The organism is Desulfovibrio subterraneus (genome assembly GCF_013340285.1).
Classification (GTDB): domain Bacteria; phylum Desulfobacterota; class Desulfovibrionia; order Desulfovibrionales; family Desulfovibrionaceae; genus Halodesulfovibrio; species Halodesulfovibrio subterraneus.
In genome coordinates this window covers 324,164-338,302 of the sequence record NZ_BLVO01000012.1, presented here as the reverse complement: position 1 = coordinate 338,302, position 14,139 = coordinate 324,164, and the positions used below count along the sequence as shown (strand labels likewise).

At 55.9% G+C, this 14,139-nt stretch carries 10 protein-coding genes; all 10 read left to right on the top strand.

The window, feature by feature from the left end; translation table 11 throughout:
• Position 1 precedes the first annotated feature (1 nt).
• The 10 genes from nusG (at position 2) to HUV30_RS05390 (ending at position 14,136) form a co-directional block, all read left to right on the top strand.
• A complete protein-coding gene (nusG, locus tag HUV30_RS05435; RefSeq protein ID WP_174404406.1) occupies positions 2-556 on the top strand; it encodes a transcription termination/antitermination protein NusG in 555 nt (184 codons plus the stop codon).
• Positions 557-610: 54 nt separating this feature from the next.
• Positions 611-1,033: a 50S ribosomal protein L11 gene (rplK, locus tag HUV30_RS05430; protein ID WP_174404405.1), complete on the top strand. Its 423-nt coding sequence runs from the start codon at positions 611-613 to the stop codon at positions 1,031-1,033.
• 107 nt (positions 1,034-1,140) lie between these two features.
• Positions 1,141-1,848 carry a 50S ribosomal protein L1 gene (gene rplA / locus HUV30_RS05425; protein WP_174404404.1) on the top strand — a complete coding sequence of 236 codons (708 nt, stop codon included), beginning with the start codon at positions 1,141-1,143 and terminating at the stop codon, positions 1,846-1,848.
• Between the two features lie 168 nt (positions 1,849-2,016).
• Entirely contained in the window at positions 2,017-2,538 is a 522-nt protein-coding gene (rplJ, locus tag HUV30_RS05420) for a 50S ribosomal protein L10 (RefSeq protein WP_174404403.1), read from the top strand.
• Positions 2,539-2,576: 38 nt separating this feature from the next.
• Positions 2,577-2,957 carry a 50S ribosomal protein L7/L12 gene (rplL, locus tag HUV30_RS05415; RefSeq protein WP_174404402.1) on the top strand — a complete coding sequence of 127 codons (381 nt, stop codon included), beginning with the start codon at positions 2,577-2,579 and terminating at the stop codon, positions 2,955-2,957.
• Positions 2,958-3,421: 464 nt separating this feature from the next.
• Complete coding sequence (gene rpoB / locus HUV30_RS05410; protein ID WP_174404401.1) at positions 3,422-7,531, top strand: DNA-directed RNA polymerase subunit beta; 4,110 nt, start codon at positions 3,422-3,424, stop codon at positions 7,529-7,531.
• 107 nt (positions 7,532-7,638) lie between these two features.
• Positions 7,639-11,811 carry a DNA-directed RNA polymerase subunit beta' gene (gene rpoC, locus HUV30_RS05405; protein WP_174404400.1) on the top strand — a complete coding sequence of 1,391 codons (4,173 nt, stop codon included), beginning with the start codon at positions 7,639-7,641 and terminating at the stop codon, positions 11,809-11,811.
• A gap of 197 nt (positions 11,812-12,008) precedes the next feature.
• On the top strand, positions 12,009-12,653 hold the full coding sequence (locus HUV30_RS05400) for a GAK system XXXCH domain-containing protein (RefSeq protein WP_174404399.1): 645 nt from the start codon (positions 12,009-12,011) through the stop codon (positions 12,651-12,653).
• Positions 12,654-12,658: 5 nt separating this feature from the next.
• Positions 12,659-13,837: a hypothetical protein gene (locus HUV30_RS05395; RefSeq protein ID WP_174404398.1), complete on the top strand. Its 1,179-nt coding sequence runs from the start codon at positions 12,659-12,661 to the stop codon at positions 13,835-13,837.
• A gap of 32 nt (positions 13,838-13,869) precedes the next feature.
• The gene (locus HUV30_RS05390; RefSeq protein ID WP_174404397.1) at positions 13,870-14,136 is read left to right on the top strand and encodes an amphi-Trp domain-containing protein; all 267 of its coding nucleotides are present in this window, start codon (positions 13,870-13,872) and stop codon (positions 14,134-14,136) included.
• Positions 14,137-14,139: the final 3 nt, after the last annotated feature.

Genomic DNA, 14,139 nt, shown 5'->3' with positions numbered 1-14,139 from the left:
CATGACTGAGGAACACATTCCCGCACCGAAGGCTCGTTGGTATATCATTCACACCTACTCTGGTTTTGAGCAGCGTGTTGAACTGACCATCAACCAGATGATCCGTACCAATGAATCTCAGGGCCAGATAGAAGAAGTCGTTGTACCAACCGAAAAGGTTGTTGAACTTGTTAAGGGCGAAAAAAGAACGTCCACCCGCAAGTTCTACCCTGGGTATGTCATGGTCAAAATGGTCATGACCGATTTTTCATGGCATCTGGTTTCCAATATTCAGCGGGTAACCGGCTTTGTGGGCGGCAAAAACCGTCCTACCCCCATGCGGGACTCTGAAGCCGAACGCATCCTCGCCATGATGGAGTCCAGACAGGAACAACCCCGACCGAAGTTCAGCTTCGATCGTGGGGACGAGGTCCGGGTCATTGACGGTCCTTTCGGCGGATTCAACGGCGTTGTAGAGGATGTCAATTTCGACAAGGGCAAACTTCGCGTCTCAGTGTCCATTTTCGGCAGACAGACTCCAGTTGAACTGGATTTTGTCCAGGTTGATAAGGGCTAACGCGCATAGAGCATTTTCGCCGATCAAAGGCGATTGCCATAGAGGTATATTGGAATGGCTAAGAAAGAAATTGCAAAAATCAAGCTTCAGATTCCGGCAGGCGCAGCTAACCCCTCCCCGCCCATCGGTCCTGCTCTGGGCCAGCATGGTCTGAACATCATGGGCTTCTGCAAGGAATACAACGCAAAGACGATGGACCAGAAGGGTCTGATCATCCCCGTTGTTATTACCGTTTACGCAGACCGCTCCTTCAGCTTCATCACCAAGACCCCGCCTGCTTCTGTTCTGATTCTCAAGGAAGCCAAGGTTCAGAAGGGTTCCGGCGAGCCGAACCGTAAGAAGGTTGGTTCTCTGACCATGGATCAGGTTGAAGAAATTGCCAAGCTGAAGATGCCCGATCTGAACGCAGCCAGCCTTGAAGCTGCGAAGAAGACCATCATGGGCACCGCCCGCAGCATGGGTGTTGACATTAAGTAGGTTTCTGGAAATCAGTCGGACTGCCGCTCGCTGGATAAAACCAGCAGTTACTACTTTACATTGAGTGGCAGGAGATTATCGCAGAACAAGACAAAGGAAGGATGACAATGCCCAAGCACGGCAAAAAATATCGCAAGGCAGTTGACGGAGTTTCCCTCCTCGACAAACTGCCCGTAGAAGAAGCGGTTGCAAAATCCGTTGCTTCTGCCTTCGCCAAGTTCGATGAAACCGTAGATGTTTCCATCAACCTTGGTGTAGACCCCAAGTACTCCGACCAGATGGTTCGCGGCGCTTGCGCCCTGCCCCACGGCCTTGGCAAGACTGTTCGCGTTGCAGTATTCTGTAAGGGCGAAAAGCAGGCTGAAGCTACTGCTGCAGGCGCAGACGTTGTAGGTGCTGAAGAACTGGTTGAAAAAATCAAGGGCGGCTGGCTGGACTTTGACAGCGCAATCGCCACCCCCGACTGCATGGCCCTTGTCGGCCAGGTAGGTCGTGTGCTCGGACCCCGTGGTCTTATGCCCAACGCTAAGACCGGCACCGTTACCTTTGACGTTGCAGGCGCCGTTACTGAAGTAAAGGCTGGCCGCGTAGAGTTCAAGGTTGACAAGGCTGGTGTTCTGCACGCTCCCATCGGTAAGGTTTCTTTCGGTCCCGAGAAGCTTCTCGGCAACCTGAAGACCCTGCTTGATACCGTGAACCGCCTGAAGCCCTCTTCTGCTAAGGGCACCTACATGCGCGCCATGTGCGTATCCAGCACCATGGGCCCCGGTTTCAAGATTGATCCGACCCTGATTAAGAAGTTCCTCGAAGGTTAATCGAAAGATCCTTCGACAGATATTCGGCTTGGGTGGTTTCCACCCAAGCCTTTTTGGCAAGAGAAATGGAATCTAAGTCGCAGACAGCAGGCTGTTGAAAGACTTAAGCCCTGCCGAGACGATTGGCTTAGCTTCCACTTGGCACCCCTTAGTCCAAGGAGACTCACCGTGAATAGGTCTGAAAAAGCTGCGATTATTGAGCGACTGAAAGCTCGTGCCGAAGGCGCCAGCATCGCAGTGGTGACCGACTTCAAGGGTATGCCGGTGGAAAAGATGACCGAGCTGCGTGATGTTCTTCGTAACGGCGGTGGTGAATACCACGTCGTGAAGAACACCCTGGCCGGCATTGCATTCACTGGCAGCCAGCACGAAGTTCTTTCTTCCAAGTTGAAGGAGAACTGCGCTGTTGCCCTTGGGTTCGATGATCCTGTCGCAGTGGCTAAGGCGCTTGTTGAATTCACCAAGAAGAGTAAGCATTTCGCAATCAAGTTTGCTTCCCTTGAGGGTTCTTTCCTCAGCGAAGCACAGATTGGTGAACTTGCAAAGCTCCCTGGCAAGCAGGAACTGCTCGCCAAGGCTCTTGGTACAATGAACGCCGTACCCACCAACTTCGTTGGCCTTTTCGCCAACATCATCCGCACCTTCCTGTACGCCTTGAACGCAATCAAGGAACAGAAGGAAGCTGCTTAACCCAACCTAACTAAGCCAAAATTTGTAAGGAGATCACCATGTCCGTTACCAAAGAACAGGTAGTTGAGTTCATTTCCAATATGACCGTTCTGCAGCTTTCCGAGTTCATCAAGGAACTGGAAGAAACCTTCGGCGTTTCCGCTGCCGCTCCCGTAGCCGCTGTTGCTGCTGTTGCCGCTGCTGCTCCTGCTGAAGAAGCTGAAGAAAAGACCGAATTCGACGTTATCCTGAAGAGCGCCGGCGCCAACAAGATCGGCGTTATCAAGGTTGTTCGCGCTCTGACCGGCCTCGGCCTGAAGGAAGCTAAGGACAAGGTTGACGGCGCACCTGCTTCCCTGAAGGAAGGCGTGTCCAAGGACGACGCTGAAGCCGCTAAGAAGCAGCTCGAAGAAGCCGGCGCAGAAGTCGAAATCAAGTAATTTCGATTTAGCACCTAGCTATTCCAAGCGCGGGCAGGGAAACTTGCCCGCGCTTCTTCAACTATAAATTATAACGGTTAAGAGCCAAAATAACTCTTGCCATTTTGCGTAGGGCAAACTACTCTGCAAATTTTGGTCGACCTCTCCATACACCTAACGCAAATCCATATCGGGCGACACGTTGCACACCCTTTCCGGACGCATAACACCCCGAATTTTCTGCATAAGTGCAGGGCGCTCTATGGCGGACGCGCTCTGCTTTCTGCTGTCGTGTAAGCATGCGCGCGACGGCCTTTTTTCTGCAGACTCATCTTCATGGCAGTCCCCGGCCAAGAGTCTGTGTCCAGCATGCATGTATCCGTTCCGGACCTCCGCCAAACACGGTCTCGCAACTGCCGTCGCCAGTTGATGCGGAACAGCCGTTTTCCGTATCTGTGGCAAACCGTCTCCCCTGAGGTGAAAACATGGGCCAGCTTACAAAGAAATTTGGTAAAATCGAAGTAACTCTTCCCATTCCGCATCTGCTCAACCTGCAAGTGGACTCCTACAAGAAGTTCCTGCAGGAAGGCCGTACGGAACGTCTGCCTGAAGAAGGCCTGGAAGGGGTATTCAGATCCGTATTTCCCATTGAGGACTTCAACCGTACTGCAAGCCTTGAGTACGTCAGCTACGAAGTTGGCGAACCCAAGTACGATCAGGCGGAGTGCATATCCAAGGGCCTCACCTATGAAGCCCCCATCCGCATCAAGGTTCGCCTTGTTGTGTATGACGTTGATGAAGATTCCCAGAACCGCACCATCCGTGACATCAAGGAACAGGATATCTACTTCGGTACCCTGCCCCTGATGACCGAGAAGGGCACCTTCATCATCAACGGCACCGAGCGCGTCATCGTCAACCAGCTGCAGCGTTCTCCCGGTATCATCTTTGAGCATGATTCCGGCAAGACCCATTCCAGCCGCAAGGTTCTCTACAGCTGCCGCGTTATTCCCATGCGCGGTTCGTGGCTCGACTTCGACTTCGATCACAAAGACATTCTCTATGTCCGCATCGACCGTCGCCGCAAGATGCCCGCGACCATCCTGTTCAAGGCCATGGGCATGAGCCGCACCCAGATTCTGGACTACTTCTACAAGAAGGAAATCTTCCATCTGGACGGCGACAAGCTGCTGTGGGACGTGGAAAAGGACCTGTACCGCAAGGAACCCGCCTACGTGGACCTCGGCGTGGGTGAAAATATCTTTGCCAAGCAGGGCAAGCTGATCACCAAGCGCGCATGGCGCCAGCTGGTGGACGCCGGTATCACGAGCATAGAAGTAGCTCCTGACACCGTCATCGGCATGTACCTTGCCGAAGACATCGTCGACGAGAACACCGGCGAAGTGCTCGCCGAAGCCGCTGACGAAATCTTCCCCGAAACCATCGAGCGCCTGCGCGATGCCGGCGTAACGCGTCTGCCCATTCTGCATACCAAGGGTACCGACGTGTCTTCTTCCATGCGCGACACCCTCGTCATGGACAAGACCACCGACGAAGACAGCGCCCGTGTGGAAATATACCGCCGCCTGCGTCCCAGCTCGCCGCCCACTCCCGAAATTGCGTCCTCGTTCTTCGAGAACCTGTTCCGCAATTCCGACTACTATGACCTTTCTCCCGTGGGCCGCTACAAGCTGAACCAGCGTCTCTCCCTCAAGGAATCCCTTGAGCTGCGCACCCTGACCGATGAGGACATCCTCACCGCCATCTCCGTGCTCTGCAAGCTGAAGGACTCCCACGGTCCTGCCGACGACATCGACCATCTCGGCAACCGTCGCGTACGTCCCGTTGGCGAGCTGGTGGAAAACCAGTACCGCATCGGTCTCGTCCGCATGGAGCGCGCCATCAAGGAACGCATGAGCCTGCAGGAAGTCGCCACCCTGATGCCCCATGACCTGATCAACCCCAAGCCGGTTGCCGCCGTGCTGAAGGAGTTCTTCGGAACTTCGCAGCTCAGCCAGTTCATGGACCAGACGAACTCCCTGTCCGAAGTCACGCATAAGCGCCGCCTGTCCGCTCTGGGACCCGGCGGTCTTACCCGTGAACGTGCAGGCTTCGAAGTACGCGACGTGCACACCTCGCACTACGGACGTATCTGCCCCATTGAAACGCCTGAAGGTCCGAACATCGGTCTTATCGTTTCTCTGACCACCTATGCAAAGGTGAACGATTTCGGTTTCATCGAAACCCCCTATCGCGTTGTACGCGACTGTCAGGTGACCGATGAAGTCCATTACATGGACGCTTCCGGCGAACTGGGTGCCGTTGTTGCACAGGCAAACGCACCTCTTGATGCCGAAAACCGCTTCGTGAACGAATTCGTTACCACCCGCGTAAACGGCGACGTTATCATGTCTCCCCGTGAAGAGGTGACGCTCATGGACATCTCGCCCAGCCAGATGGTGTCCATTTCCGCAGCGCTTATTCCCTTCCTGGAACACGACGACGCCAACCGCGCACTCATGGGTTCGAACATGCAGCGTCAGGCCGTTCCGCTGCTCCGCTGCCACAAGCCCATCGTGGGTACCGGCATGGAAGGCGACGTGGCCCATGACTCCGGCGCATGTATCATCGCCGAAGGCAACGGTATCATCCGCTACGTGGACGCAGACCGCATCATCGTGAGCTACGAAGGTGATCTGTATCCCAATACCGGCGGCGTGCGTAACTACGACCTTTTGAAGTACCACAAGTCCAACCAGAACTCCTGCTTCGGCCAGAAGCCCACCTGCCTCCCCGGGCAGATCGTGAAGAAGAACGACATTCTCGCGGACGGCCCCGGCATCGAAGAGGGTGAACTGGCTCTGGGCAAGAACCTGGTTGTCGCGTTCATGCCCTGGTGCGGTTACAACTTCGAAGACTCCATTCTCATCTCCGAGCGCATGGTGAAGGAAGACGTATTCACCTCCGTGCACATCGAAGAGTTCGAAGTGGTTGCCCGTGACACCAAGCTCGGACCCGAAGAAATCACCCGCGACATCCCGAACGTCAGCGAAGACATGCTGCGCAATCTGGATGGCAGCGGTATTATCCGCATCGGTGCCAACGTGAAGCCGGACGACATCCTTGTGGGTAAGATCACCCCCAAGGGTGAAACCCAGCTCACCCCTGAAGAAAAGCTGCTCCGCGCCATCTTCGGTGACAAGGCACGCGACGTGAAGAACACCTCCCTCAAGGTTCCTCCGGGAATCGAAGGCACCGTCATCGACGTGAAGGTGTTCAACCGCCGCTCCGGTGAAAAGGATGAACGCACACGCAACATCGAGGACTATGAACTGGCCCGCCTTGACCGCAAGGAACAGGATCATATCGATGCCCTGACGACCACCACCATGGATAAAATCGTGGAACTGGTGGCCGGCAAGCAGCTCGCGACCAACATCGCAGGCAAGAAGAAGGGTGAAGTTCTCGCCGAGGCAGGCCATGTGCCTTCCGAAGAAGTGCTGCGTCAGGTTCCCGTGAAGAAGCTTGCGGGCATCTTCAAGGACAAGGAAATCAACGAACAGCTCGACGCCGTTATCGAGTCCTATGACAGCCAGATCGCATTCATCAAGGGCATCTACGACAACAAGCGCGAGAAGGTGACTGAAGGGGACGACCTGCCCCCCGGCGTCATCAAGATGGCCAAGTGCTACATCGCCGTTAAGCGTAAGCTGAGCGTAGGTGACAAAATGGCAGGCCGCCACGGTAACAAGGGTGTTGTTTCCCAGATTCTGCCCCTTGAAGACATGCCGTTCTTCGCAGACGGCACCGCCGTGGACATCGTGCTGAACCCCCTGGGCGTTCCTTCCCGAATGAACATCGGGCAGATCATGGAAACCCACCTTGGCTGGGGCGCACTCAAGCTCGGTCAGCAGCTGGCCGATCTGGTTGCCTCCAGCGAACCGCTCAAGCAGGTGCGTGAGCAGGTCAAGGCAGTCTTCAAATCCAAGCACATCGACCAGATGGTCGACAGCATGGACGATGAAGAATTCGTGAAGGCCGTTCGCAAGCTTGAAAGCGGTATCGTGACGAAGACCCCGGTCTTCGACGGTGCCTCTGAAGAAGAAATCTGGGGCTGGCTTGACCATGCCGGTCTCGCAAATGACGGTAAGACAGTGCTGTACGATGGCCGCACCGGTGACGCGTTCCATAACCGCGTAACCACGGGCGTCATGTACATTCTCAAGCTCCACCACCTGGTAGACGAGAAGATCCACGCACGTTCCACCGGTCCCTACTCCCTGGTTACCCAGCAGCCGCTCGGCGGTAAGGCCCAGTTTGGTGGTCAGCGTCTGGGTGAAATGGAAGTGTGGGCGCTGGAAGCACACGGCGCCGCTTACATGCTGCAGGAATTCCTCACCGTTAAGTCGGACGACGTGACCGGCCGCGTGAAGATGTACGAAAAGATCGTGAAGGGCGACAACTTCCTCGAAGCCGGTCTGCCCGAATCGTTCAACGTTCTCGTGAAGGAACTGATGTCCCTCGGTCTGGACGTCACCCTGCATCAGGAAGAAGGCAAAAAGCGCCCCAAGCGCTCCGGATTCGTAACCGAGTAACCTCGCGGGCCTGCGACCGCATCCCAAGGTCGCAGGCCCGATTCTGAATATACAGATACAGGTTCCCGAAACCCGCATACAAACCAAATTTGGGTGGGGTATCAACCATGACGTTAGACGACCTTTTCACTGTCCGGGGCACCAGCACCCAGACCACCAACATTCGCAACCTTAAGGCCATTCAGATTTCCATTGCCTCCCCGGAGAGCATACGCGAATGGTCTTATGGCGAAGTTAAAAAGCCGGAAACCATCAACTACCGTACGTTCAAGCCTGAACGCGACGGCCTTTTCTGCGCCAAGATCTTCGGTCCCGTTAAGGACTACGAATGTAACTGCGGCAAGTACAAGCGCATGAAGCACCGCGGCATCGTCTGCGAAAAGTGCGGCGTTGAAGTTATTGCTTCCAAAGTACGCCGCGAGCGCATGGGCCACATTGAGCTGGCCGCACCCGTTGCACATATCTGGTTCCTGAAGACCCTGCCTTCCAAGATCGGTACCCTGCTCGACATGACCATGGCCGACCTTGAAAAGGTGTTGTACTTCGATTCCTATATAGTTCTCGATCCCGGCCAGACCTCGCTCTCCAAGATGCAGGTCATTTCCGAGGATCAGTACTTCCAGGTGCTCGACCACTACGGCGAAGACGCCATTACCGTGGGTATGGGTGCCGAGGCTGTACGCAGCCTGCTGGAAGAACTGAACATGGAAGAACTGCGCGCCACCCTGCGCGAGGAATCCCAGTCCACCCGCTCTCAGACCAAGAAGAAGAAACTCACCAAGCGCCTCAAGATTGTTGAAGCGTTCATCGAGTCCGATAACAAGCCCGAGTGGATGATCATGGAAGTTATTCCGGTCATTCCGCCGGAACTGCGTCCTCTCGTTCCGCTCGATGGCGGCCGTTTCGCCACCTCCGACCTGAACGACCTGTACCGCCGCGTCATCAACCGTAACAACCGTCTGAAGCGACTGATGGAGCTGGGTGCGCCCGACATCATCATCCGCAACGAAAAGCGCATGCTGCAGGAAGCAGTTGACGCGCTCTTCGACAACGGTCGTCGCGGCCGCGCCATCACCGGTACCAACGGTCGCCCGCTGAAGTCCCTTTCCGACATGATCAAGGGTAAGCAGGGCCGCTTCCGTCAGAACCTGCTCGGTAAGCGCGTTGACTACTCCGGTCGTTCGGTTATCGTTGTGGGTCCGAACCTCAAGCTGCACCAGTGCGGCCTTCCCAAGAAGATGGCTCTGGAGCTCTTCAAGCCGTTCATCTACTCCAAGCTCGAAGAAAGGGAACTTGCTTCCACCATCAAGAGCGCAAAGAAGATGGTTGAGCGTGAAGAACTGGTCGTATGGGACATTCTGGAAGAAGTGGTTCGCGAATACCCCATTCTGCTGAACCGCGCTCCCACGCTGCACCGACTCGGCATCCAGGCATTTGAGCCCATCCTCGTGGAAGGCAAGGCAATCCGTCTGCACCCCCTCGTCTGCTCCGCATACAACGCGGACTTCGACGGTGACCAGATGGCCGTGCACGTGCCCCTTTCCGTGGAAGCCCAGATCGAAGCCCGCGTGCTCATGATGTCCACCAACAACATCCTGTCGCCCGCCAACGGTTCGCCCGTTATCGTGCCTTCTCAGGACATCGTTCTCGGTCTGTACTACATGACCGTTGAGCGCTCGTTCGAGAAGGGCGAAGGCATGTACTTCTGCGGCCCGTGGGAAGTTGTTACCGCATACGATCATGGTCAGGTTTCCCTGCATGCCCGCGTCAAGGTGCGCATGCCCAACGGTGAGCTGGTAGCTACCACGCCCGGCCGCGTGCTGGTTTCCGAAATCCTTCCCGAAGGACTCGGTTTCGAGCATGTGAACTGCGTCATGACCAAGAAGAACATCGCCCGTCTGGTGTCCACCGCCTATCGTCAGTGCGGCATCAAGGCAACCGTTCTTCTGTGCGACAGCCTGAAGAACCTCGGTTACGAGTTCGGCACCCGCGCCGGTGTAACCATTGCTGTTAAGGACCTTGAAATTCCTGCCAGCAAGAAGGGCATCATCCAGCGTTCGCAGGACGAGGTTGACGATATCGAACGCCAGTACCGCGAAGGTATCATCACCCGTACGGAAAAATACAACAAGATCGTTGACGTGTGGACCAAGACCACTCAGGACGTTTCCAACGAGATGATCAAGTCCATCTCCACGGAAACCCTCACCTGCCCCAAGACCGGCAAGCAGGAAGTGAACCAGACGTTCAACTCCATCTTCATGATGTCCAACTCCGGTGCCCGAGGCAACCAGGACCAGATGCGTCAGCTGGCCGGTATGCGCGGTCTGATGGCAAAGCCCTCCGGCGAAATCATCGAGACCCCCATTACCTCAAGCTTCCGCGAAGGCCTCTCCGTGCTGCAGTACTTTACCTCCACGCACGGTGCTCGTAAGGGTCTTGCGGATACCGCACTGAAGACGGCAAACTCCGGTTACCTCACCCGTCGTCTGGTTGACGTTGTTCAGGACGTTATCATCGGCGAACACGACTGCGGCACTGTCGACGGTCTGGAACTGGGCCACCTTATCAAGGGCGGCGAAATCAAGATGCGCCTCACCGAGCGTTGCCTCGGCCGAGTACTGCTCTACCCCGTGTTCCACCCCGAGACCAAGGAAGAGCTCATTCCTGCCAACACCCTCATTGATGAAGAGGTGACGGCAAAGCTCGACGCGTACGCCATTAACACCATCACCATCCGCTCCGCACTTACCTGCGCAAGCGAACATGGTGTGTGCGCACTGTGCTACGGACGCGACCTTGCACGCGGTCAGCTGGTCAACACCGGTGAAACCGTGGGTATTATCGCTGCACAGTCCATCGGTGAACCCGGCACGCAGCTCACCATGCGTACGTTCCACATCGGTGGTACTGCATCGCGTGAAATTGAACGCTCCAACATCGAAGCGCAGCATACCGGCCGCGTGGTCATGTCCCGCGTCAAGGCTGTTACCAACCGCGACGGCTACATGCTCGTGCTCGGCAAGTCCGGCCAGCTCGGAATTGTCGACGAACAGGGCCGTGAACGCGAAAAGTACATTCTGCCCAACGGTTCGCGCCTGAACGTCGTGGACGGTCAGGAAGTGAAGAAGGGCACCGTTCTTGCCGAATGGGACCCCTTCAACGAACCCTTCGTTTCCGAAGTGCAGGGTACCGTCAAGTTCAGCGACCTGATCGACGGCAAGACCTTCCAGGAAAAGATCGACGAAGCCACGCATATGGCGACCCGTACGATCATCGAGTACCGCACCACGAACCTGCGTCCGTCCGTGTCCATCTGCGACGAGACCGGCACCCCGATGATGCGCGGCGAATCCAGCATTCCCGCCGTCTACCAGCTGCCCGTGGGCGCAATTCTCATGATCCGCGACGGTCAGGAACTGAGCGCCGGTGACATCATCGCCCGTAAGCCCCGCGAAACCTCCAAGACCAAGGACATCGTGGGTGGTCTTCCCCGCGTTGCGGAACTCTTTGAAGTTCGCAAGCCCAAGGATCTGGCAGTTGTCACGGAAATCGACGGTGTTGTCTCCTTCGAAGGTGAAACCAAGGGTAAACGCAAGCTCAAGGTTACTCCCGAAATCGGCGATGCCAAGGAATATCTGGTACCTAAGGGCAAGCACATCACCGTTACCGAAGGCGACTTCGTGGAAGCGGGCGAACAGCTCACCGAAGGCCAGCCGGAACTGCACGACATTCTCCGCATCAAGGGTGAGAAGTACCTCGCCAACTACCTGTGCGAAGAAATTCAGGACGTGTACCGCTTCCAGGGCGTTGGTATCGATGACAAGCACATCGAAATCATCGTGCGCCAGATGCTGAAGAAGGTTACCGTCATCGACACCGGTGAATCCAGCTTCCTCGTCGGCGAGCAGGTGGACAAGCAGGAATTCCGTATCGAAAACCTGCGCCTGGTGGCAGAAGGTCTCCAGCCTGCAAAGGCGGAACCGCTGGTTCTGGGTATCACTCAGGCATCGCTGACCACCTCTTCCTTCATCTCCGCGGCATCCTTCCAGGAAACCACGAAGGTGCTGACCGAGGCTTCCCTGCGCGGCAAAATGGACGCGCTGCGCGGCCTCAAGGAAAACGTCATCGTGGGTCGCCTCATTCCCGCCGGTACCGGTTACCGCGAGTATGTGCACTCCGACATCAATGTGCCGGATCAGGAAGAACGCGCAGACAAGTTCCTGGAAGAACTGGAAGACAATCCTCTTCTGGTCGACAGCCACGCTTACTACGCCTAATCCCGATTCACACCCGGATTATCCAAGGCCCCCGCTTCTGCGGGGGCCTTTTTCATGGCCTGCCTACACGCAAACACGGACTGTTGCCTCGCCGTATTTCCTGCATCTATCCGCGCTACGCTTGCACATTGACACGACTCGCTCATGCGCTAAAATGGCTGGCCGCAGAACGGAACCGCCTTTGCAACGAGGTATGTATGAGCAGGAAACACGTTTTGGAATGCACCCGCGATGAGCTGCCCGCCCTGTTCAGGGCCATTGCCGATGCATTGGAAGGGAAAGAGCCCAATGACCATCCAGATAGTCAGCCAGACGGCCATCACCTCCCTTCTCTTGCTGCGTTCCGCAAACTGCAGATAAGCGTCAAAGACGACTACGGGCTCGTAAGCCTCAAGCTCAAATACAGAAACGACCACGGCTGTATCGAATCGGACGATGCGCCGGAAGCCTGCCAAGCGGCACAGTCATCAGCAACACCGTCTTCCGGACCACCGTACTCACATGCTCTGTCCTCAGGCGCACCATCCACTGGTGCTCCTTCCTCCGGCCCCCCTCTCCCGCGGTACAGCAACCTCAAACACGAGCTGCAGGCCAGCTACAAGGCCATATACCGCGCAGTGCATGCAGGCACCCTGCCCCCGGTCGATGCCGTGCGGGCCTTTGAGGAACAATCGCGGCAGATGACACAATACGAAGATGCCGGTTCCGAATATTATGCACCATACAACGCCGCGCTGGAGCGCTTTCTCAAGGCCTGGACCTCTGCGGACATCGCCGCAATGCACGATGCCGTAGATGCCCTCAATCACGTAAAAACCGACTGCCACCAGCGGTACAAGTAGGCCCCATGAACAAGCAGCCCTCACCCTCTCCCACCGCACGGTACTGCGAGGATACCGACAAACTCCTCTCAGCCTTCTCTTCTGCTGTCACGGAAGACGATCAGCTCCTTTTCTCAAGCATCGTCTCCACGGAACTTTCCGACTGGCAACGGCAGCAGATAGAGAACCCGCCCCAGATCTTCAACCGGCAGGACACCCTGCTTGCATGCCACTGGCATCCGGAATTCGTTCCCATGGACCTGTGCCGCAAGCGTATAGAAACCATGTTCCCCGGCGTGCGTGAGCAACTGATCATTCCCACGCAGCACAACGTGCTCATGTCCTACGACGACTATTCGGGAGTGGAAGTGGACTGCTACGCCAGCAAGTTCAACCAGAAGGTGCAGCTGCTTTTCCATTTCCATAACTCGCGGCTTGAGCAGGCCCATACCTTCAAGGCCATGCTGGATCATACCTTTCAATACCGCTCAAGCCAGCTGTTTGAATTTCTTGCCTCTTTCAGCACGCCCCACACCGAGCGACTTGAAAAGGCTGCGCGTGAAACAGGTGCCACACAACAGGTAGTTGATTTTGTCACCCTGCTGGCAGCCAAGCTGGAACGCCTGCTGGATGAAAACAGAGACAGGATAGATCCCGCATCCATCAAGAACAAACTGCTGCGCGATTTTGCAGACGGCATGCGCCCCCGTTTCGGCCACTTGTTCATCAACCACGCCCAGGCCTTCATCAAAGAGGTAAAAGAATCCGTCAAACGCGGTTTTCCGCTGGACTATTTCTACAGGGCGTCGGAAATTATCGAGGAAGCAAGGAGCCTTGGCTGCGGCATTGTCATACCGCACCCCGAACAGTTCTGGCCGATTCTGCTGCGCGGGTATGATGTAGACGGCTACGAGGTCTGGAACCCGCAGTCGCAGCGGTACACGGATTTTCTCATAGAAGTGGTGAACCAGCACAATCGCTCGCGCAACGGCGCGCAGCGCGAACTGCTCATCTTCATGGGGGATGACTGTCACATGGGTGAAAAAACCCGCCCTGCCGAACAGCAGGATATGGAAAAGTGCGGCCGCGAAATAGGACTTCAGCCGCCGTGGGATGACCTGAACATACGAAAGAAGCTTGTTTCCGGCGCGGTGGACCGCCCTTCCGTCATCCGCTGCTACAGGGAACGGCTGGCTGGTTTCTGATCTGCATCTGCGTATAACCGGAGAGGACCATTATGCCTGAAGAAAAATTCGTTTTCGAATCCATACAGGATACACAATCCATCAAGGTCTTTCTGGAATCCCTGATTCAGGGATTCGAAAATGAAAAAGTCACCCTTGCTGCGCACGGCGACAAAATCGACCTTGCCCCCAACGGCCTGCTGGAATTTTCCGTCAAGGCACGCAAGGCCGGCAACTCAAGCAAACTGACCATCAAGATAGGCTGGAAGGAAAACCGCCATAAGACAGAAGGGAGTACTCTCTCTGTAACCACCGGATAACAC